Consider the following 18,559-nt stretch of genomic DNA (forward strand, 5'->3'; position numbering starts at 1 on the left):
GTCTACACTCAGGTGCGTGACTGAACGCGCCGCCATACAAGCTGCCGTCCTCGTGTCGGGTTCCGGCACGTTGCTGCAGGCGATCCTCGATAACCAGGGCGAGTCCTATACCGTCGCGCTCGTCGTGGCCGACCAACAGTGCACGGCCCTGCAGCGGGCCGAAAATGCCGGGGTTCCCACGGAAACGATCGCCTTCGGTGGGAACCGCCGGGCGTGGAACGAGCGCCTGCGTGACGCGGTGGCGGCCGTGTCCCCTGACATCGTCGTCTCGGCCGGGTTCATGCGCATCCTCGGCCCGGAGTTCCTCGAGCGCTTCGAGGGGCGGCTCATTAACACGCACCCCGCGCTGCTGCCGGCCTTCCCGGGCGCGCACGCGGTGCGTGACGCTATGGCGTACGGGGTGAAAGTCACCGGAACCACCGTCCACTACATCGACGAGGGCGTGGACACCGGGGAGATCATCGCCCAGAAGGCGGTGGAGGTGCTCGACGGGGACACCCAGGAGCAGCTCCACGAACGAATCAAGCAACACGAGCGCGCGCTGATTGTCGATGTCCTGCGGCGCGCGACCATCAACGACGGAAAGGTCACGTTCCCATGACGGAAAACCGCATCGCCATCAAGCGCGCACTGGTCAGCGTCTACGACAAGACCGGCGTGGACGCGCTCGCCCGCGCCCTCGGCGAGGCGGGGGTGGAGATCGTCTCCACGGGCTCCACAGCCAGGCGCATCGCCGAGGCCGGGGTCGCGGTGACGGAGGTGGCCGACATCACGGGCTTCCCCGAGGTTCTGGAGGGGCGGGTGAAAACGCTGCACCCCGCAGTCCACGCTGGCATCCTCGCCGACTTGCGTAAGGATGATCACGCCGCGCAGCTGCGGGAGCTCGGCATCGAGCCCTTCCAGCTCGTGGTGGTCAACCTGTACCCCTTCGAGGAGACCGTGGCTTCCGGTGCCAGCTTCGACGAATGCGTCGAGCAGATCGACATCGGGGGCCCGTCGATGGTGCGCGCCGCGGCAAAGAACCACCCCTCGGTGGCCATCGTCACCTCCCCGCAGCAGTACGGCGACCTCGAAGAGGCCATTGCGGCCGGCGGCTTCACCGCCGAACAGCGCCGCGTTCTCGCGGCACAGGCGTTCGCGCACACCGCGGACTACGACGCCGCCGTCTCCGACTGGATGGAGGAGCAGCTCGACGCCGAGGACTCCGGCGAGCTGCGCTACGGGGAGAACCCCCACCAAAGCGCGCGCCTTATCAACGAGGGCTGGGGGCTTGCCGACGCCCTCCAGCACGGCGGCAAGGAGATGAGCTACAACAACTACCAGGACGCGGACGCGGCCTGGCGGGCGGCGTGGGACCACGAGCGCGCCTGCGTGGCCATCATCAAGCACGCCAACCCCTGCGGTGTCGCCGTGTCCGACGGCTCCATCGCGGAGGCGCACCGCAAGGCCCATGCCTGCGATCCCGTCTCCGCCTACGGCGGGGTTGTCGCCGCCAACCGTGAGGTCACCCTGGAGATGGCGCGCCAGATCAAGCCGATCTTCACCGAGGTCATCCTCGCTCCTTCGTACGCCCCGGAGGCCCTCGAGCTTCTGAAGGAGAAGAAGAACCTGCGGATCCTCGAGGTCGAGCCGGAGCGCTCGCACGAGGAGATCCGCCAGATCTCCGGCGGGTTCCTTGTCCAGGAGCGCGACACGTATCAGGCCGAGAGCGACGACCCGGCGAGCTGGACCCTGGCCGCCGGCGAGCCGGCCAGCCCCGAGTGCCTCGCGGAGCTCGAGTTCGCCTGGCGCGCGGTGCGCTGCGTGAAGTCCAACGCGATCCTCATTGCCTCGGACAACGCCTCCGTGGGCATCGGCATGGGCCAGGTAAACCGCGTCGATTCCGCGAAGCTCGCCGTCGAGCGCGCCAATACCCTCGACGCGGGCCGCAACCGCACCAGCGGAGCGGTCGCCGCCTCCGACGCCTTCTTCCCCTTCGCGGACGGCTTCCAGGTGCTTGCCGACGCCGGCATCACCGCCGTGGTCCAGCCCGGCGGCTCCATTCGCGACGACGAGGTCATTGCCGCCGCCAAGGAGGCGGGCGTGACCATGTATCTCACCGGGACTCGTCATTTTAGCCACTAGAGCAATGCGCCGGGCCGCCTGCCTCATCGCCGCCCTCGTGGTGGCGGGATGCAGCCCGGCCCCCGATAGCGCACCCGAGCAGCCGGCCATCGAGACCCTGCGCGTCAGCGTACCCAACGTGTGGGACCCGGACGTGGTAGCGAGCCTGCACGATCTCATGGACAACCTGGAGACCGAATACGGCGGGACGGTGGGTATCGCCATCGCGGGGCCGGGCAGCGTTTTGTCGTGGGGGGATAACACCCCGCAGGCGGCATGGTCGACGATCAAGGTGCCCATCTCCATCGCCGCCTACGAAGAAGACCCGGAGTTCGCCGAGGAATTGGCGCCCGACGCGCTGACGATCTCGGACAACGACGCGGCCTGGACCCTCTGGGACGGGCTGAGCGAGGGCGCAGTGGACCGCGTCCTGTACGACGCCAACGTGGGAATGGAGAACTCGGTCCAGGAGCCGCTCGGGGCCATGGAGTTTACGGTGAGCCAGCAGGCGACTCTCGCGGCGAACCTGCCCTGCATCGACGGCGCGCAGCGCGTTCTCGAGCTGATGGGCGAAATCACCGAGGAGCAGGCCTACGGGCTGGGCCGGATCGAGGGAGCGGAGTTCAAGGGGGGTTGGGGCGACGACGAGGACGGCAATTACCTCGTGCGCCAACTCGGCCTGCTCCCTCACCCGAACGGCGGGCAGATCGCCGTCGCGCTTGTCGTGGCGCCAGAATCGGGAGGCTATGACGACGCACAGGCCATGGCCGACGAAATCGCGGCGCGCCTGGACGTGGTGCGCGAGGCGCTGCCCGTGGTCCGCTGCGGCTAGGAGCCGGCCTCCTGGACCTGCGAAACGAGGTCCAAAGTGCGCATGCCGCGATTGTCGGGCAGGTCGGCGTGGAGGACGTCAAGCACCGCGTCTGCGATCATGACCGAGGGGGCGGGCAGGGCGTCGTCGACAAGCGGAAAGGGGGCTTTGCCCGTGTTGTCGCGCATCTCGACGGCGGAGAGCGTCATGTGGAAGGGAAGCTCGATGCGTGGGTCGTCGTCGCCGACGATGGAAGCGGCGAGGTCGCGGAAGATTCCCTCGAGCTCGGCGCGGGCCTCGTGGTAGGCGTTGAACTCCGGCGAGACGGCAATGGGCAATTGATAGAGCCTGCCGATGTTCCAATTGGAGGAAAGCAGGATTCGTGTCTCCGCGGCGACAAGTGCCCACAGCTTGAGCGCCGGTGACTCGTCCGACTTCGCCAAATCGGAGGCGAGATCGAGGGAGGGCTGGACGGTGCCCATGAGCAGCGTGAGGAAGATGTCGGCCTTGGAGGGGAAGTGGTAGTACAGCGAGGCCTGGCGGATGCCGACAGCCTCGGCGATCTGGTGCGTCGACGTCGTGGCGAAGCCCTGGGTGGTGAAGAGCTCCGATGAGGCGTCGAGGATTTCCTCTCGCGCCGTTGTGCCCCGGCGCCGCGGGCTGTTTTTCCTCGGCCGACCGACCGATTTGGCCATCGCTGAGCCTGCCTTCCTCAATTCCAACCTGTTCACCAAAAGGTACACGAGCACGGTACACGACCGGCAGGCGCGGGTACGAAAACACCCGCCCCGGATTTAGTGGGGCGGGTGGGTCGAAAGACTCTACGCTGTTATCGTCAACCGAGTCTTAGCGGCTGGTGAACGGCAGAAGAGCCATCTCGCGGGCGTTCTTCACCGCGGTGGACACCTGGCGCTGCTGCTGCGGCGTCAGGCCGGTCACGCGGCGGGAACGGATCTTGTGACGGTCGGAGATAAAAAGACGCAGGGTCTCAATATCCTTGTAGTCAACCTGCTCGATGCCCTTGGCCTTGAGCGGGTTCTTCTTCGGGCGGCGGGACTGCTCCATGCGCGCCCTGCGGTGGTTGTTGTTGCGCTTCATAGTTTCAGGCTCCTCCTTACCACGAAGACTTGCGGACGCCCGGCAGCTCACCGCGGTGAGCCATCTCGCGCATGCGGACACGGGACAGGCCGAACTTACGGAGGTAACCGCGCGGGCGACCATCGTGGGAATCGCGGTTGCGGACGCGCACCGGGGAGGCGTCACGCGGCTGGCGGTTCAGCTCGAACTGTGCATCGAGACGATCCTCGTCGGAGGTCTCGGGGTTACGGATGATCGCCTTGAGCTCAGCGCGGCGCTCCGCGTAGCGAGCGACGATCTCCTTGCGCTTCTCGTTCTTGGCGATCTTAGACTTCTTAGCCATAAATTATCGCTCCTCGCGGAATTCGACGTGCTTGCGAACGATCGGATCGTACTTCTTCAGCGTGATGCGATCCGGGTTGTTGCGCTTGTTCTTGCGGGTGACGTAGGTGTAGCCGGTGCCCTCGGTGCTCTTGAGCTTGATGATGGGGCGGATATCGTTACGTGCCATTAGACCTTCTCACCTCGCGCGCGGATAGCGGCGACGACAGACTCGATGCCGTCGCGGTCGATGATCTTGAGTCCCTTGGTGGAAACCGTCAGGGTGATGGTACGGCCCTCGGAGGGCAGGTAGAACCGCTTCTTCTGCACGTTGGGGTTCCAACGGCGCGAGTGGCGGCGGTGCGAGTGCGAGACGGTCTTGCCGAAACCCGGCTTCCGTCCCGTGACCTGGCAATGTGCCGACATGGGTTAGCTTCCTTCTCTTCTGCCGCCCACGCACTGACTGCCGGTGAGGGAGGCACAGCGCCCGAGGTGTGAGGTCCGTCGAGGGTGCCGGTAGCAATCGGTTGACGCAGGCGTAAACGTGTACTTCGACAACAGCGGTAGTCAACAATACAGGCTCAGGCGCCTATCACCTAATCGCGAAAACGCCGGCGGCGACGGCCACGGGTGCGAGCACGGCACCGCAGCACGCGAAGGTGCGCCACGGCAGGTCAACACCTGCCCGTCGAAGCTGATCGTGCCACAACAGAGTAGCCAGGGACGCCCACGGAGTGACAAGGGGACCGAAGTTCACGCCAACCAGGAGGGGCAGCGACGCGTTCGGGTCCTCCAGCAGCAGGTACGCGGGGAGGTTGTTGATGAGGTTCGCGCCCGCCGCCCCCGCCAGCGCCGCGCAGAGCGGGTGAGCGTCGGGCGGGAAGGAAACATCGGGGAGGAAGGCGGCGGCGGAGGAGACCGCGACCACGAGGCACAGGGCCTGCCAGGGGATGAGGCCTCGCAGGGAAATGGGGCCCGCGATCGCCGCCATGGCCACAGCGGAGGCTGCGGCGGTGAGCCAGAAAGGCAGGGGGGTGAGTAGGGCGAACACCGTCAGCCCGACGATCACCAGCGCGGCTCTCGGGGCAGGAACGTCACGGCCCGGCGCCGCGGGCTTTCCGGCGGGCCAATACGCCCGGGCGCAGTACGAGGCCGCCACCGCGACGCCGATACCTGCGAGGGCGGGCGCCCACGAGGCGGCGAGGAAGTCGTACGGGCCGGCGAAGAAGCGCAGCGCCATCAGGTTGGTCAGGTTCGAGACCGGAAGCATGAGGGAAGACAGGTTGGCCACCCACACTACCGACAAGGCGAGTGCGGTGGTGCTCAGTCCGTTGCGGCGGGCGAGCGCGACCGCCAGCGGCGTGAGCATGAGCGCTGTCGTGTCCAGCGAGAGGAAGACGGTGACCAGGACGCTTAGCGCAAGGAAGCAGGCCCAGGTGTAGCGCGTGCCTTCGATGCGCGAGGCTAGGTAGGCGAATACGCCCTCGCGCGCAGCCAGGTTCACCATCGCGGACATTCCCGCGGCAAAGCCGAGCACCGGAGCGAGCTGGGAGGCGAGGCCTTGCGCGGCTCCGGGGTCGGTCAGGGCCAGGGCGGCGAAGGCGGCCACCGCCGCCGAAGGCCACCAGAGAAGCGACGCGAATCGGGAAAGGCGCACCGAGGTAGTCTAAGCCGCTGGGTTCGTGGTGGGCGCCCGGGTGGCGTCGTCAAGCATGCTGGTGGGATTAGGTAAACGCGCGCGGGGGCGGTAATATGTTGCGGGTTGTCCGGCTTAGGCCGGGCCCTGACCATTTTCGCACCCAACTCGGGCACGATCCGCCCTGTGGCAGGAACCGACCCGAAGTTCAATCCTGAGGGAGACGAATAAGAGATGAAGAATGAGATCCACCCGGATTACCACCCGGTGATCATTCAGGACGGTAATACCGGGCACAAGTTCCTGACCCGTTCCACCATGACCTCCGACCGCACGGATACGTGGGAGGACGGCAACGAGTACCCGCTCGTCGTCGTCGATGTGACCTCCGAGTCCCACCCGTTCTGGACCGGTGCGCAGCGTCTCATGGACACCGCCGGCCGCGTTGAGAAGTTCAACAAGCGCTTCGGCGGCATGGCTCGCCGCAAGAAGAAGACCGCCAACTAGGGCACCGAGAAGGTCGAAGGAGGATAAGAAAGCATGGCAACCCCTAAGTTCCGCAAGTCCCGCGCAAACACGCACGCCCGCCGCTCGCAGTGGAAGGCGAACAACCCTGAGCTGCAGACCGTCAAGATCGACGGCCAGGAGGTTCGCATCCCGCGCCGTCTGGTGAAGGCGGCCAAGGCCGGGCTTATCGACGTCGAGCAGTTCTAAAACTCTCGTCAACCGGGCAGCTTTCGGGCTGCCCGGTTTTTCATATTCGAATCTTATTATACCCCGATTGACGGGGTACGATACGTATAAGTCATAATGTAAACATGAAAATTCTTGTGGTCGATGATGAACAGGCGGTGCGCGAATCTCTGCGCCGCTCACTGATGTTTAACGGATACGAGGTGGTCCTCGCGGAGGACGGCGAGCAGGCGCTCGCCTCGATCCGCCACGAGCAGCCCGATTTGACCATTCTGGACGTAATGATGCCCAAGCTCGACGGGCTGAGTGTGTGCCGCAACCTGCGGTCCACCGGTTATGAAAAGCCGATTCTTATGCTTACCGCCCGCGACGGCGTCGCTGACAGGGTAGCTGGCCTCGACGCGGGGGCGGACGATTACCTGTCCAAGCCGTTCGCGCTCGAGGAGCTCCTGGCCCGGATGCGCTCGCTGCTGCGCCGGGCGAACCTCGAGTCCGTCTCCGGTGGCCGGCGCGGGGGCAAGAGCCTGCAATTTGAGGACTTGGAGCTGCACACCGATACCCGGGAGGTGCGCCGCGGCGAGCGGGCGATCTCGTTGACCCGCACCGAGTTTTCGCTTCTGCGCTACTTCCTGGAAAACCCCCGGCAGGTGCTCTCCCGCCAGGACATTCTGGAAGAGGTCTGGGGCTACGATTTCCCCACCTCGGGCAACGCCCTCGAGGTGTACATCGGCTACCTGCGGCGGAAGACGGAGGCGGGCGGTGAAGACAGGCTGATCCACACCGTCAGAGGGGTCGGATACGTCCTGCGGGAGTCCGCCCCGTGACAGAGCGGGGCCTTCACCCAGCAGCGGACCCGACGCTGCGCACACTCGTGACAATTTTGGTCGGTGTGCTCCTCGTCGGTGCCGCCACCGTAGCGTGCTACTGGGTCGCCCAGGAAGCCGTCGAGGCAAGCACGGACGACGAGCTGGAAACGAAGGCCTGCGTCCTCCTCGAGGATATCGAGGAGGCCAGCGGCGTCGAGGATATGGCGCGCAACCTGACCGCCTTCAAGCGCTTCAACCCGGACGTCAGGGCCGCCTACGTTTTCCCCGGCAACGCCGCCTATATCGGGGACTCCGTTCCGGTCGGGGGCGAGTTCGTGCGCGACGACAATGGGGTGGAAACCTCGGTGCGTGAGGTCGGCGGCGAGCGAGTGGTGGTCAAGCGAGGGCCGGAAAACAGCGCGGTGGCCCTCGCGCAGAGCCCGGACCCGGAAAAGCACCTCCTGCGGGGCCTGGGCATTATCTTCGTCGTGGTTGTTGGGCTGGCGCTGCTGCTTAGCTGGGCGGTCGGCGAACTCGTGGCGCGGGCGGCCATGCGGCCGATCCGGCGCCTGGAGCAAGCGGTGGAGCACGTGAGCAACACCGAGGAGCTGCGCGGAATCACAGTCGAAGGCGACGACGAACTGGCGCGGCTGAGCTCCGCGTTCAACGGGATGATGGAATCGTTGGCGGAATCCAGGCGCCGCCAGGCCCGCCTTGTCGTTGACGCGGGCCACGAGCTGAAAACGCCCCTCACGTCGATGCGCACGAACATCGAGCTGCTCATGATGGCGAGTCGCTCCGGGCAGTTCGAGCAGCTGCCGAAGGAGGAAAAGGACGCCTTGGAGCGCGATGTCATCGCGCAAATGGACGAGATGTCCGCGCTGATCGGCGATCTGATTGATCTCGCCCGCGAGGACGAACCGCCCAGGCAAACTCTTCCGGTCCGCGTCGACGAGGTCGTGCGGGAGGCGCTCGAGAGGGTAAAAAGACGCCGCTTGGACGTCACCTTCGACGCCGTGCTCGACCCGTGGGTCGTGCACGGGGACCGCCACGAGCTGGCCCGCGTGCCTGTCAACCTCCTCGACAACGCGGCGAAGTGGTCGCCGGCGGGTGCCACCGTGCGCCTCAGGCTGGAGGCCGGGCGCCGGGAGGCTGCGCTCACTGTCGACGATTCCGGCCCAGGTATCCCAGCAGGGGAGCGCGAGCGCGTCTTCGAGCGCTTTTACCGCTCGCCGGAGGGCCGGGCGATGCCGGGGTCGGGGCTCGGGCTTGCCATTGCCAAGCACGTGGTGGAGCGCCACGGCGGGACAATCGAGGCGGGGGAGTCGGACGACGGTGGGGCGCGCTTCCGCGTGGTGCTGCCCGGGTGGGAACCTGCCGGGGCCAACGTCGCCCAGTAAATGCACAGACAACGTTACGAGGCGCCGCCCCCGCCCACTAGCCGCCACGCAGAGGGAAAAGGAATAATGGGCGCTTATGAGTAATAACTTGCCGCCGCAGCCGTACGAGCCGGAGCGTCGGCCCGTCACCTCCGAACCTACCGCTGACCAGCCCGAGGTCTCTTCCCCGCCCGCAACCAACCAGCGCAAGGGCCCCGGTGTCGGGACCGCCATCGCGGTGGCGGCGGTCACGGCGCTGCTCATCGGAGCGGGCGCCGGTTACGCGGGCGGGACCTTCGCCAGCAATAACTCCCAGGCAGAGGCGTACAACGCCCTGCAGGCCGAAAGCGTCAGCAGCGACAGCCCCGCGCCCGAGGGCTCCGTCGAGGAGGTCGCCTCGGCGGTCCTTCCCGCCGTTGTCTCCCTCGAAGTGGCGGGTCGCACGGGCGTGGCCGAGGGCTCTGGGTCCATCATCTCCTCCGACGGCTACGTTCTGACCAACCACCACGTCATCTCCGCGGGCGAGAACGGGGCGGCGGAAATCGTGGTCACGCTCAACGACGGCTCCCGCCACAGCGCGACTTTCGTGGCCTCCGACGTGGACACCGATATCGGCGTGGTCAAGATCGACGACGCGGCGAACCTGCCAGTGATCAACTTCGGCGACTCCGACGACCTCCAGGTAGGCCAAGACGTCGTGGCCGTCGGCTCCCCGCTCGGCCTCTCGGCGACGGTGACCAGCGGCATCGTATCCGCCCTCAACCGTCCCGTCCGCGCCGCCCAGGGGTTCACGGAAAGCTCGCTGATGGACGGCATCCAGACAGACGCCGCCATCAACCCCGGAAACTCCGGCGGCCCGCTTGTGGACATGAACGGCAACCTCGTGGGCATGAACTCCGTCATCGCGTCGCTGTCGACGGGCATGGGCGGCGAATCCGGCTCGATCGGACTCGGCTTTGCCATCCCGTCGAACTTTGCCAAGCGGGTCGCGCAGCAGCTCATCGAGACGGGCGAGGCGACGCAGCCGATGCTCGGCGTGCAGGTAGACATCCGCAACACCGGCGGAGGCGCCTTCGTCGCCGGGGTGGAGCCGGGCAGCCCGGCGGACGAGGCCGGCCTGGAGGTCGGCGACGTGATCACCCGCCTGGGCGATCGCCCCATTGATACCGCAGACGCGCTTATCGCGGCGACGCGGTCCCGGGACTTCGGCGAGACCGTTGAGCTGGAGGTTCGTCGGCAGGGAACCGATGAGGTTGAAACGGTGGAGGTAACGCTCAGTTCGGAGTAAGTTCATAGCGGAACAGGCATATGTCGCCCGCCAACGACCCCGGCGACTGTGGCTTTAGACACGGCGGCTTTGGACACCGCGCTCACCGAAGGAGAACGTCATGACGGACGCACTGGAATCTCTCGACACGTATGAGCTCAGCGAGCCCGACGAGGCGGTTCTCCTCGCGGCTGAAAAGGAGGAACAGCCCCTGCTGCCCACCGCGCTGGTAGTGCTCGTCTCCGACTACCGCTTCGAAGCGGAGGGCGACGACACGGACCGCTTGGTGTGCGAGCTCCTCGGGGAGTTCGGCTTCACCATCGACGGTGTGGTGCGCGTCAAGTCCAAGAAGTCGGATATCCGCAAGGCCATTGAGACAGGCGTGGTCGGCGGGGCCGACCTCGTGCTCACCGTCGGCGGGACCGGAGTGGGGCCGCGGGATAAGACTCCGGAGGCGACGCGCAGCGTCATCGACAAGCTGGTGCCGGGCGTGGGGCAGGCCATCCGGTCCTCCGGCCAGGCGTGCGGCGCGGTTGACGCGTGCACCTCGCGCGGAATCTGCGGGGTGTCGGGCTCGACGGTGGTGGTGAACCTCGCGCCCTCGCGCCAGGCCATCCGCGACGGGATCTCCACCTGCGCGCCCCTGGTGACCCACCTGGTGGGCGAGCTCAACCAGTACAGCCTCCCGTGACGCGCCCGCGCAGGCGGGCGAAGCGCCCGGCGGACGTGGACTACGACCGCGAGGCGGACACACCGACGGAAGGCAGCGCGACCGGCGTCGAGCGCATCGACGAGGACTTCTACAGAAACGAAAGGCCCCCGCACTACGGGGGCGACTGGGACGGCTAGAGAAAATGCGCTAGCGGGGCTCTTGCCGGCTGTGGGCACCACCCGCCGCACCGGAGGCCTGATCCGCGAGGAGGTCGCGGATCTCGGTGAGCAGCTCCGTGTCGGTCGGCGCGGGCGTTTCCTCGGCGACACCGCGGTGACGTTTTTGCAGCTGGTCGAGCTTGTTCATCGGGGTGACGATGAAGAAGTAGACGACGGCGGCGATGAGCAGGAAATTGATGATCGCCGTCAGCAGCATGCCGAAGTCCAGCGCCGTGTCTTCCCGGCCCGGCAGGATGTGGATTTTCAGGCCGCCGACCTCGGCCCCGCCGAAGACGTTGAGCAGGGGGTTGATGATCGCGTCCGAAAAGGCGGTGACGATCGCGGTGAACGCGGAGCCGATGACGACGCCGACCGCGAGTTCGACGACGTTGCCGCGCAGGATGAAGTCCCTGAAGCCTCTGAGCATGTTTCTCCTTAGTAGCGCCCCTGGGGCGCGTGGTCGTGGAAGTGTAACGGACACGGCCACGATAATCACGGGGCTCAGCGCCAGTAAAACGGCTTAGGGCGGCGGCGTTTCCAGCACGACGGTCAGCGGCGCGGCGAGGGAGGCGGCCGCGACGGCGGCCGCCTCGTCGGCGCGCAAAAGAAGCAGCACGCTCGGCTCGTCCGTTTCCTTCGCGGCCACCACGACACGTGCGCCAGCGGCCACCGTCACAGGTGCCCCCGTCTCCGCGGCCAAGGTGATCACCCTGACGTGGGCGCCGTGGTGCAGCAGAGGAATGATCTCCGGCTCGGCGAGGACGACGGGGACCATGGTGTAGTCCCCGTCCGGGGCCAGGCTGCGGCTCAGCTCTGGGCCGACGAGCCGGGTTGCCGTCACGACCTCCCCCGCTGCGGCAGCCGCGGCCAGGGTCTTGTTCTCCGCCTCCCCGGGGTCGGTGAGCGCACCGGCCGGAACGGCCCCGGGGGGCATGCGGCGCACCTCAACGTCACCGCTTTCCAGGACCGTGCCGGCCGCAACGTCGCGCGCAAAGACGAGCACGGCGGGCTCGCCAGCCCGCGAGGCGGCGGCGCTGAGCGCGGCGGCTGCGACCAAGATCAGGGCCGCGGCGCGGCGAACAAGGACGCTGCGGCGGTGGCTGGGGGTGCACAGGGCGTCGAGGAGTTTCATACCTCCATTAGACGCAGCGGGGCCGACCTAGGTTCCCGGAAACTGCATGACCCGGCTCGGGGTGAGCGCCGCGGCGACGGGAACGTCGTGGGCGTCGTGGGGCACGTGGTCGAGGACGTCCTCGTCGTAGACAAGCGCGGCGACGGGCACGCTGAGCCCGGCGAGGGCGCGGTCGTAGTAGCCCGCTCCCTTGCCCAGGCGCATGCCCTGCGTATCGACGGCGAGCGCCGGCGCCAGCACGACATCGCACGAGCGCAGGACGCGGGAGGTAAACCTGGCGCCGGTGGGCTCGGTGATCCCCAACGCTCCCTCGGTGGCGGCGGCGCCGTCGTAGACGGCCCAGGCCAAGACGCCGTCGGGCAGGGAGATGGGGAGGAAAACGGTGCGGCAGGCCTCGGCGAGCGCCGGCAGAAGGGCGTCCCCGCCCGGCTCGGAGGGGAGCGGGAAATAGGCCGCGACGTTGCCCGTCATGCCGCGCTCACGCACGAAGGCGGCGGCGTTGCGGGCGAGCGCCGCGTCCAGTTCCGCTTTGGTTGAGGGCGAGGCGCGGAGGGAACGTCGATAAGCAATGCGCTCCTGGCGGACGTCCTGTTTTGTGCTCATGGCCACTATTGTCGCACAGGAGTCAAAGAGCGGGTGGCGCCTCGGGGGCGGGTAAGCTCGGCAATTATGCAGAATTCCAACACGAGCCCGCTGCAGGGTGTCAAGACGGTCGTCGTGCCCGCTGCCGGGATGGGGACGCGCTTTTTGCCCGCGACGAAAACAGTGCCCAAGGAGTTGCTGCCGGTGGTGGATACCCCGGGCATCGAGCTGATCGCGGCGGAGGCCGCGCAGCTCGGGGCGCAGCGGATGGTGGTGGTCACCGCGCCTGAGAAGCAGGAGATCATGCGGCATTTCGGCTCGTTTGAGCACCTGTGTGAGACGCTCGCGGAGCGCGGTAAGACTGCGGAGGTGGACAAGGTCTCGCGCGCCGCGGGCCTGATCGAGGCCGTCGCGGTGGAGCAGAGCGCGCCCCTGGGCCTCGGACACGCCGTCGGCTGCGCGGAAAGCGCTCTCGCGGACGGCGAGGACGCGGTGGCGGTCATGCTGCCGGATGACCTCGTGTTGCCCCGCGGCGTGATGGAGAAGATGGCGCAGGTGCGCGCGCAGCTCGGGGGCTCGGTGCTGTGCGCGTTCAACGTCCGGCGGGATGAGGTGTTCAACTACGGCGTTTTCGACGTCGAGGAGCTTCCCGCCGAGGTGAGCGCGGGGTTGGGGGATTTCGAGGTCAAGCGCGTGCGCGGCATGGTGGAAAAGCCCGCGCCCGAGGATGCCCCGTCGACGCTCGTCGCCGCCGGGCGCTACTTGCTCGACCGGGCCATTTTCGACGCCCTGCGCCGCATCACGCCGGGCAAGGGCGGGGAGCTGCAGCTTACCGACGCCATCGAACTGATGATTCGGGAAGGCCACCCCGTCCACGTTGTCGTCCACGAGGGAAAGCGCCACGACCTGGGCAACCCCGGCGGCTACATTCCCGCCAACGTCGACTTCGGCCTGCGCAATGAGAAGTACGGACCGGCGCTGTACAAGGCGGTCAAGCGGATCATTGAGGAGTTTGAGGCGGAAAACCCCCACCTGGCGCAGTAGGCGGGTACATTTTCACTCAATCTTCTCCCAATCGCTGAAAGGGGTAGGACACGTCCATGCGCAGCGTTGAAGACCAGCTGGCGATGGTGATCGATGCCGCCGCGGCGCCCGACCCCATCCGCGTGAACATTGCCGACGCCCTCGGGCTCATGTGCGCTGAGGAGGTCGCCGCGACGCGTTCTCTGCCGGGCTTTTCGCAGGCCGCGGTCGACGGCTACGCGGTGCGGGCCGTCGACGTCGGCGGGGCGGTCGCCCTCGGTTCGCGCGAAAACCCCGGGCCCGTCGATGCGTCCCTTCCCGTCGTCGGCGAGGTCGCCGCGGGCTCGCAGAAGCCGCTGCGCCTGCAGCCCAGGCAGGCCGTCCGTGTGGCCACGGGCGCTCCTCTTCCCACTCTGGCAGACGCCGTCCTGCCCCTCGAGTGGACCGACCGCGGCCGCAAGCGCGTCAGCGCGTTGCGCTCCGTGCGCACGGGGGACTTCGTGCGCAAAGAGGGCGACGACATCCAGCCGGGCGATGTCGCCGTGAGCGCCGGGGCGGTGCTCGGCCCGGCGCAGATTGGGCTTTTGGCCGCCACCGGACGGGACAAGGTGCTCGTGCATCCCCGCCCGCGCGTCGCGGTGATGGCCTACGGGCTCGAGCTCGTCGACATCGGCCGCGACCCCGGGTTGGGGCAGGTCTACGACGTCGCCTCGTACGCGCTGGCGGCCGCGGCGCGCGAAGCGGGCGCGGACGTGCAACGGGTGGGCATCATCAACGCCGAGCCGCGGCGGCTGAAGGAAACCATCGCCAACCAGGTCGCGCGCAGTGAGCTCGTGGTGATCCTCGGGGCGGTCGGCGGCAGCGGCGCGGGCGCCGTTCAGGAGGCACTCGCCGAGCTCGGCGAGATCGACACCACCCGGGTGGCCATGCACCCCGGCTCCGTCCAAGGCTTCGGGCTGGTGGGGAACGAGCGCATCCCCGCCTTCCTGCTGCCCGCGAACCCCGTGAGCGCGCTGGTCATCTTCGAGACGATCATCCGGCCGGCGATCAGGGCCTCACTTGGCAAGCGCGCCCCTTCGCGCCGGGCCGTTCACGCCCGCTCGCTTGGCGCCATCCAGTCCATCCCGGGCCGGCGCGGCTTTATCCGCGCGCGCCTCATGCGCGACGCCGAGACGGGGGATTACCTGGTCCAGGGCCTCGGCGGGCCCGGCGGCGGCCCCGCCCACCTGCTCGCGGGCTTCGCCGACGCCAACGCCATGATCGAGGTCCCCGAGGACGTCACCGAGATCCGCCCCGGCGACGTGGTCGACGTCGTCTTCCTCCAACAGCGCTCCTGAGCTGTCGATGATGCGCTTCCTTATGGCAGGCAGCCCCTACACCCCGGGGTGGCCCGAGTCAACGCCCGCGCTGGTGCTACCCGGTGGGGGGCATGTTCACCTGCGCCCCGTGCGCGGGCGCGACGGGCGCGCCTGGTCACAGGCACGCCTGGCTGACGAAGCCTGGCTCAAACCGGTCGAGCCGACGGTGCCGGACACGTGGGAAAGCGCCCACAGCCCGGCCGCCTGGCGGCGCAACTGGGCCAACCTGCGCGGCATGGCCGCCGACGGTACCGTCGTGCCCCTCGCCATCGAGGTCGACGGCCGCTTCGCGGGGCAGGTGACCCTTGGCAACATCCAGCACGGCTCCGTCAGCGAATGCTGGATCGGCTACTGGGTTCACTCCGCCTACATGGGGCAGGGGGTAGCCACGGCGGCATGCGCCCTCGGCACCGACCACGCCTTCGCGCGCGTCGGGCTGCACCGCGTGACCGCAACCTACCTGCCCTCCAATCCCGCCTCCGGCCGGGTCCTCGCCGCGAACGGCTACCGGGAGGAGGGCTACCTGCGGCGCAACCTGCATATCGACGGCCAGTGGCGCGACCACCATTTCGTCGCGCTGAACAAGGAGGACTACCGGGAAAGCGCCGTCGTGAGGCTTGTCGCCGCGGGCCGAGCGCGGCCCGCCTAGGCCGACCTTTTTGCCGCTCATTCTGCGGCGTGCCTGCACGGTTGATGCAGTGCGGGCCGATAGCGTTGGAGTGATTCTCCGAGTGCAGCGTTAGCAGAAAGGTGGCGAGCCCATGGGCAGCCTCAGCCTGGTCATCGTCTTGATCATCGTCGTGTGGGCGATCGTCCTCGCCCCGATGGTGATGGGCAACAACAAGCCGATCCGCCGCTCCGGCGAGGGCTACGAGGAAACTCGCGTGCTTCACTCCGGTGGTACCGCACCTGTGCCGGGTCGGCGCCGCCCCCGGCTGACTCGCGCCGACGTCCACCGCTTCGAGGAAGACACCCAGGACTACGAAGTCGTCGAGGTGGAAGGTGACGCGCCGGAAAGGGAAGGGGGAGTGTCGCTGCGCGGATTCTTCGCTCGCCGCGATGAGCCCCTCGAGGGGGAGGTCGTGGAGGACGAAGCGGTTGTCGCCGCTAACGCCCCCGACGCTGAGGACGCCGCGGACTCCTCGTCCGCTGCGGACGCTGCGGACGAGCCGGACGCTTCCGGTTCCACCGCTTACTCGCTGCTGCTGGAAGAAGAGGAGGAGCAGGGGCCCTATGCCCTCGAGGACTCCTACGTCTCGCCCGCGGACTACGGCTACGTCACCGAGGACTATGCCGCCGCAGCCGGCGAGAGCGCCGACGGGGAGCACTCCGCGCTTCCGGAGGCGGCCGAAGACGAGGCCCCGGAAGAATCCGAGGAGTTGACCGACGAGGAAATCGAATTCGCCCGCGCCCGGCGTGGCCGCGGTGGCTGGGACCCGGACCGCGAGCAGGACTCCAAGGAGGACCGCTTCAAACGCCGCCAGCGCACGCTGGGCGGGCTGATCATCGCCGACGTACTTGCCTTCGTCGCAGCGTTCGTCCTCGGCGGGTGGGTCTGGCTTGTGCCGGTCGCGACCATCGCTCTGACCGTCTGGTTCATGGTCGCCCTGCGCCAAGTGGTGCGCGAGGAGCGTGCGTTGCACGCGCGCCGCGTCCGCCAGCTGCGGCGCGCCAGGATGGGTGTGGTTACGGCGGGAAGTTCGGCCGGTGCCTCCCCTTTTCGCCGACCTCCGGGCGCGGTGATGGTGGAGCGCGACGATGAGAGCCCGGACTTCGACGATCTTCCCCTCTACGCCGGCGAGCCGTCCGAGCGGCCCACGGGCCACACCGTAGCCCGCGCCAGCTAGCCCTTCTGAACTGCCGGTTTAGTCTTCTGGCGGGGCAGGAGTAAAGTCATCTCTGCGCCGGGGCACAGGCACCGGGGCACAGGCACTTCGGTGCACTGGGGCTATAGCTCAGTTGGTAGAGCGTCGCGTTCGCAATGCGAAGGTCAGGGGTTCGATTCCCCTTAGCTCCACAATGAGGACGCTCACCTCGGGAGGAGGTGGGCGTCTTTTCTGTTTTCCGGGGAGGGGTGCTGCAGCTGTTCAGCCCGTGTCACACCGGCGTTGATGTACGAGGGGGCGCACTACAACCACCAGCCCCGCCACGCGCCTGCCCCACGGCGCGCGGGTGTTGCGAGCGCTCCCCGAAAGGTAGCCCGCTGGGTGAGATTTCACGCGTCGCTAGCTTCGGTAAAGAGTCGCATCGGCGTGACGTCCCGCGAAGTTCCGAACGTCGCTGAACGGTTAACTGCCGTGCTTGGGTCAGCCGCCCAGGGAAACCGTGGCGTCGCCCGCTGGGCGTCCGCCCAGCCCCTTGAGTTCGATACTCTGTCGATTCATATGAAGCGCGCTCATCAAACGTGCGCTTGCCTTCTCGGATGCGGTAACCGTTCCCTCCCCTCAACGTGAATAGAAGCGTAAATCGCGATGAATGTTATGCTCACGCAAGTGAATAAAAACATCTCGGCTCCTGCTGCGGGCTTTAGGTGATGGTAGCTTTGGACGCATCCCGGAAAGTGCTTTCTGGGATCTCGCTATCGTCAACCTGAAAAGAAGGTGAAGTAAATGTCCACTTTGATTAACGCGTTGTCGGACGACATCTCGACTGGCTCCTCCAGGCTCGTGTCCGAGGTCCGAGCCCATCACCGCTCGCTGCTCTTGCCCCCCCCGGCGGGCTGCTGCTGCGGCGGCTAAATCGCGGGCGTAGCTGCGGGATATCTGGGTTCCCCAAAAACCAGGCCTCCCGCAGCATAACTTCTATCCCAAATTCAAAACTGCTTACAGTTTGGAGGCCGACGCTTGATTCTTGTAGCTATCGTGGTAGCCGAGGTTTTGTTCTGGATTCTACTTCTCGCTGGACTTTTGACTCGGTATGCATTGCGGGCCCCCCGGATCGGGGCCGGGTTGTTAATTGCCACTCCCGTCGTTGATCTTGCACTATTAGTTCTTACCTACGTCGACTTGAGTTCCGGAAAGTCGTCGAATTTCGCTCACGGTTTATCCGCTATATATATCGGATATTCCATCACACTTGGGCCGACAATCATTCGAACCCTAGACAAGCGGTTCGCTCGCCGTTTCGGAGAATCGGATCCGAAGGGGTCTGATCCTGACACAAACCCCTACGACGAAGCAGTGTCAAACTGGAAGCGTGCGTGTATGGGTTCGCTCATCAGCGTTATCTTGCTTTGTGCGGGAATTCTAGTCACCGGATTGCAAGGCGCGTTTTGGTTAATCTATTGGGTTTTCGTTGCTGTATTTATCGTGGTTCTGTGGTGGTTTATCGGCCCGTACCGGGAGAAAAGGAAAACCACAAAGAATAGTTCTGGGACAGCTAATTCAGCTCTTCCGAAAGACTCAGAGGGACCCGACTCCGGAGAGACTGCTAAGGAGCGGAGGAGTACTGGCTTGCCTAAATGACTCCACGATGGGGAAATTGCGAAATGGTGAGGTCAGA

At 66.7% G+C, this 18,559-nt stretch carries 24 protein-coding genes and 1 tRNA gene; 16 read left to right on the forward strand and 9 right to left on the reverse strand.

Translation table 11 applies throughout. The annotated features are described in order from the left end of the window. The first annotated feature begins 16 nt into the window (after window positions 1–16). The 3 genes from purN to CAURIS_RS03490 are packed head-to-tail and all read left to right on the forward strand — an operon-like array spanning window position 17 to window position 2,935. Window positions 17–601, forward strand: coding sequence for a phosphoribosylglycinamide formyltransferase (gene purN, locus CAURIS_RS03480; protein ID WP_290342837.1), 585 nt, complete (start codon window positions 17–19; stop codon window positions 599–601). Then, entirely contained in the window at window positions 598–2,124 is a 1,527-nt protein-coding gene (gene purH / locus CAURIS_RS03485; RefSeq protein WP_290342838.1) for a bifunctional phosphoribosylaminoimidazolecarboxamide formyltransferase/IMP cyclohydrolase, read from the forward strand. Before purN ends, purH begins: the two co-directional genes overlap by 4 nt. 4 nt (window positions 2,125–2,128) lie before the next feature. Continuing rightward, the gene (locus tag CAURIS_RS03490) at window positions 2,129–2,935 is read left to right on the forward strand and encodes a serine hydrolase (protein WP_290342839.1); all 807 of its coding nucleotides are present in this window, start codon (window positions 2,129–2,131) and stop codon (window positions 2,933–2,935) included. On the opposite strand, the gene CAURIS_RS03495 is transcribed toward CAURIS_RS03490, so the two are convergent. From CAURIS_RS03495 to CAURIS_RS03520, 6 genes are all read right to left on the reverse strand, one after another. Further along, window positions 2,932–3,609 carry a TetR/AcrR family transcriptional regulator gene (locus CAURIS_RS03495; RefSeq protein WP_290342840.1) on the reverse strand — a complete coding sequence of 226 codons (678 nt, stop codon included), beginning with the start codon at window positions 3,607–3,609 and terminating at the stop codon, window positions 2,932–2,934. The genes CAURIS_RS03490 and CAURIS_RS03495 overlap by 4 nt on opposite strands. A 151-nt stretch (window positions 3,610–3,760) precedes the next feature. Then, the gene (rpsR, locus tag CAURIS_RS03500) at window positions 3,761–4,012 is read right to left on the reverse strand and encodes a 30S ribosomal protein S18 (protein ID WP_290342841.1); all 252 of its coding nucleotides are present in this window, start codon (window positions 4,010–4,012) and stop codon (window positions 3,761–3,763) included. A 16-nt stretch (window positions 4,013–4,028) separates the two neighbouring features. Continuing rightward, a complete protein-coding gene (gene rpsN / locus CAURIS_RS03505; RefSeq protein WP_019194229.1) occupies window positions 4,029–4,334 on the reverse strand; it encodes a 30S ribosomal protein S14 in 306 nt (101 codons plus the stop codon). Between the two features lie 3 nt (window positions 4,335–4,337). Further along, complete coding sequence (gene rpmG / locus CAURIS_RS03510; RefSeq protein ID WP_290342842.1) at window positions 4,338–4,502, reverse strand: 50S ribosomal protein L33; 165 nt, start codon at window positions 4,500–4,502, stop codon at window positions 4,338–4,340. Further along, window positions 4,502–4,738, reverse strand: a complete 237-nt coding sequence (rpmB, locus tag CAURIS_RS03515) for a 50S ribosomal protein L28 (RefSeq protein WP_290342843.1) — start codon at window positions 4,736–4,738, stop codon at window positions 4,502–4,504. Before rpmB ends, rpmG begins: the two co-directional genes overlap by 1 nt. Window positions 4,739–4,904: 166 nt before the next feature. Further along, complete coding sequence (locus CAURIS_RS03520) at window positions 4,905–5,969, reverse strand: SLC13 family permease (protein WP_290342844.1); 1,065 nt, start codon at window positions 5,967–5,969, stop codon at window positions 4,905–4,907. Window positions 5,970–6,182: 213 nt separating this feature from the next. Between CAURIS_RS03520 and CAURIS_RS03525 the strand changes: the two genes are divergently transcribed. From CAURIS_RS03525 to CAURIS_RS03555, 7 genes are all read left to right on the forward strand, one after another. Next, the gene (locus CAURIS_RS03525; RefSeq protein WP_290342845.1) at window positions 6,183–6,455 is read left to right on the forward strand and encodes a type B 50S ribosomal protein L31; all 273 of its coding nucleotides are present in this window, start codon (window positions 6,183–6,185) and stop codon (window positions 6,453–6,455) included. A 33-nt stretch (window positions 6,456–6,488) separates the two neighbouring features. Then, entirely contained in the window at window positions 6,489–6,662 is a 174-nt protein-coding gene (rpmF, locus tag CAURIS_RS03530; RefSeq protein WP_290342846.1) for a 50S ribosomal protein L32, read from the forward strand. Between the two features lie 104 nt (window positions 6,663–6,766). Then, window positions 6,767–7,465 carry a response regulator transcription factor gene (locus tag CAURIS_RS03535; protein ID WP_290342847.1) on the forward strand — a complete coding sequence of 233 codons (699 nt, stop codon included), beginning with the start codon at window positions 6,767–6,769 and terminating at the stop codon, window positions 7,463–7,465. Window positions 7,466–7,512: 47 nt separating this feature from the next. Continuing rightward, window positions 7,513–8,847, forward strand: a complete 1,335-nt coding sequence (locus CAURIS_RS03540; protein ID WP_290342848.1) for a HAMP domain-containing sensor histidine kinase — start codon at window positions 7,513–7,515, stop codon at window positions 8,845–8,847. A 76-nt stretch (window positions 8,848–8,923) separates the two neighbouring features. Then, complete coding sequence (locus CAURIS_RS03545; RefSeq protein WP_290342849.1) at window positions 8,924–10,114, forward strand: S1C family serine protease; 1,191 nt, start codon at window positions 8,924–8,926, stop codon at window positions 10,112–10,114. A 100-nt stretch (window positions 10,115–10,214) separates the two neighbouring features. Next, window positions 10,215–10,784 (forward strand): MogA/MoaB family molybdenum cofactor biosynthesis protein, encoded by a 570-nt coding sequence (locus CAURIS_RS03550; RefSeq protein ID WP_290342850.1) that lies wholly within the window; start codon window positions 10,215–10,217, stop codon window positions 10,782–10,784. Beyond that, entirely contained in the window at window positions 10,781–10,942 is a 162-nt protein-coding gene (locus CAURIS_RS03555; protein ID WP_290342851.1) for a hypothetical protein, read from the forward strand. The genes CAURIS_RS03550 and CAURIS_RS03555 overlap by 4 nt, the downstream gene beginning before the upstream one ends. A 10-nt stretch (window positions 10,943–10,952) precedes the next feature. Here CAURIS_RS03555 and mscL read toward each other — a convergent pair whose 3' ends face one another. The 3 genes from mscL to CAURIS_RS03570 all read right to left on the reverse strand — a co-directional run bounded on the left by mscL (window position 10,953) and on the right by CAURIS_RS03570 (window position 12,698). After that, entirely contained in the window at window positions 10,953–11,390 is a 438-nt protein-coding gene (mscL, locus tag CAURIS_RS03560; protein ID WP_290342852.1) for a large conductance mechanosensitive channel protein MscL, read from the reverse strand. A gap of 93 nt (window positions 11,391–11,483) precedes the next feature. Further along, entirely contained in the window at window positions 11,484–12,095 is a 612-nt protein-coding gene (locus CAURIS_RS03565) for an SAF domain-containing protein (RefSeq protein WP_290342853.1), read from the reverse strand. Between the two features lie 27 nt (window positions 12,096–12,122). Next, window positions 12,123–12,698: a 5-formyltetrahydrofolate cyclo-ligase gene (locus tag CAURIS_RS03570; protein WP_290342854.1), complete on the reverse strand. Its 576-nt coding sequence runs from the start codon at window positions 12,696–12,698 to the stop codon at window positions 12,123–12,125. A 66-nt stretch (window positions 12,699–12,764) separates the two neighbouring features. Between CAURIS_RS03570 and CAURIS_RS03575 the strand changes: the two genes are divergently transcribed. The 6 genes from CAURIS_RS03575 to CAURIS_RS03600 all read left to right on the forward strand — a co-directional run bounded on the left by CAURIS_RS03575 (window position 12,765) and on the right by CAURIS_RS03600 (window position 17,796). Then, window positions 12,765–13,721 (forward strand): UTP--glucose-1-phosphate uridylyltransferase, encoded by a 957-nt coding sequence (locus CAURIS_RS03575; protein WP_290342855.1) that lies wholly within the window; start codon window positions 12,765–12,767, stop codon window positions 13,719–13,721. A gap of 56 nt (window positions 13,722–13,777) precedes the next feature. Then, window positions 13,778–15,037 (forward strand): molybdotransferase-like divisome protein Glp, encoded by a 1,260-nt coding sequence (gene glp / locus CAURIS_RS03580; protein WP_290342856.1) that lies wholly within the window; start codon window positions 13,778–13,780, stop codon window positions 15,035–15,037. 7 nt (window positions 15,038–15,044) lie between these two features. After that, window positions 15,045–15,707 carry a GNAT family N-acetyltransferase gene (locus CAURIS_RS03585; RefSeq protein WP_290342857.1) on the forward strand — a complete coding sequence of 221 codons (663 nt, stop codon included), beginning with the start codon at window positions 15,045–15,047 and terminating at the stop codon, window positions 15,705–15,707. Between the two features lie 112 nt (window positions 15,708–15,819). Then, window positions 15,820–16,905, forward strand: coding sequence for a divisome protein SepX/GlpR (gene sepX / locus CAURIS_RS03590; protein ID WP_290342858.1), 1,086 nt, complete (start codon window positions 15,820–15,822; stop codon window positions 16,903–16,905). A gap of 97 nt (window positions 16,906–17,002) precedes the next feature. Then, window positions 17,003–17,075 (forward strand) — tRNA-Ala (locus CAURIS_RS03595). Window positions 17,076–17,667: 592 nt separating this feature from the next. Beyond that, on the forward strand, window positions 17,668–17,796 hold the full coding sequence (locus CAURIS_RS03600) for a hypothetical protein (RefSeq protein WP_290342859.1): 129 nt from the start codon (window positions 17,668–17,670) through the stop codon (window positions 17,794–17,796). Window positions 17,797–18,559 lie beyond the last annotated feature (763 nt).

Source organism: Corynebacterium auris (assembly GCF_030408575.1).
Lineage (GTDB): Bacteria > Actinomycetota > Actinomycetes > Mycobacteriales > Mycobacteriaceae > Corynebacterium > Corynebacterium auris.

What these genes read in the sequence shown, in the direction of transcription:
- purH (WP_290342838.1), top strand. Translation starts at nt 598, where the DNA reads ATGACGGAAAACCGCATCGCCATCAAGCGCGCACTGGTCAGCGTCTAC.
- CAURIS_RS03490 (WP_290342839.1), top strand. Translation starts at nt 2,129, where the DNA reads ATGCGCCGGGCCGCCTGCCTCATCGCCGCCCTCGTGGTGGCGGGATGC.
- CAURIS_RS03495 (WP_290342840.1), bottom strand. Translation starts at nt 3,609, where the DNA reads ATGGCCAAATCGGTCGGTCGGCCGAGGAAAAACAGCCCGCGGCGCCGG.
- rpsR (WP_290342841.1), bottom strand. Translation starts at nt 4,012, where the DNA reads ATGAAGCGCAACAACAACCACCGCAGGGCGCGCATGGAGCAGTCCCGC.
- rpsN (WP_019194229.1), bottom strand. Translation starts at nt 4,334, where the DNA reads ATGGCTAAGAAGTCTAAGATCGCCAAGAACGAGAAGCGCAAGGAGATC.
- rpmG (WP_290342842.1), bottom strand. Translation starts at nt 4,502, where the DNA reads ATGGCACGTAACGATATCCGCCCCATCATCAAGCTCAAGAGCACCGAG.
- rpmB (WP_290342843.1), bottom strand. Translation starts at nt 4,738, where the DNA reads ATGTCGGCACATTGCCAGGTCACGGGACGGAAGCCGGGTTTCGGCAAG.
- CAURIS_RS03525 (WP_290342845.1), top strand. Translation starts at nt 6,183, where the DNA reads ATGAAGAATGAGATCCACCCGGATTACCACCCGGTGATCATTCAGGAC.
- rpmF (WP_290342846.1), top strand. Translation starts at nt 6,489, where the DNA reads ATGGCAACCCCTAAGTTCCGCAAGTCCCGCGCAAACACGCACGCCCGC.
- CAURIS_RS03535 (WP_290342847.1), top strand. Translation starts at nt 6,767, where the DNA reads ATGAAAATTCTTGTGGTCGATGATGAACAGGCGGTGCGCGAATCTCTG.
- CAURIS_RS03545 (WP_290342849.1), top strand. Translation starts at nt 8,924, where the DNA reads ATGAGTAATAACTTGCCGCCGCAGCCGTACGAGCCGGAGCGTCGGCCC.
- CAURIS_RS03550 (WP_290342850.1), top strand. Translation starts at nt 10,215, where the DNA reads ATGACGGACGCACTGGAATCTCTCGACACGTATGAGCTCAGCGAGCCC.
- mscL (WP_290342852.1), bottom strand. Translation starts at nt 11,390, where the DNA reads ATGCTCAGAGGCTTCAGGGACTTCATCCTGCGCGGCAACGTCGTCGAA.
- CAURIS_RS03565 (WP_290342853.1), bottom strand. Translation starts at nt 12,095, where the DNA reads ATGAAACTCCTCGACGCCCTGTGCACCCCCAGCCACCGCCGCAGCGTC.
- CAURIS_RS03570 (WP_290342854.1), bottom strand. Translation starts at nt 12,698, where the DNA reads ATGAGCACAAAACAGGACGTCCGCCAGGAGCGCATTGCTTATCGACGT.
- CAURIS_RS03575 (WP_290342855.1), top strand. Translation starts at nt 12,765, where the DNA reads ATGCAGAATTCCAACACGAGCCCGCTGCAGGGTGTCAAGACGGTCGTC.
- glp (WP_290342856.1), top strand. Translation starts at nt 13,778, where the DNA reads ATGCGCAGCGTTGAAGACCAGCTGGCGATGGTGATCGATGCCGCCGCG.
- CAURIS_RS03585 (WP_290342857.1), top strand. Translation starts at nt 15,045, where the DNA reads ATGATGCGCTTCCTTATGGCAGGCAGCCCCTACACCCCGGGGTGGCCC.
- sepX (WP_290342858.1), top strand. Translation starts at nt 15,820, where the DNA reads ATGGGCAGCCTCAGCCTGGTCATCGTCTTGATCATCGTCGTGTGGGCG.
- CAURIS_RS03600 (WP_290342859.1), top strand. Translation starts at nt 17,668, where the DNA reads ATGTCCACTTTGATTAACGCGTTGTCGGACGACATCTCGACTGGCTCC.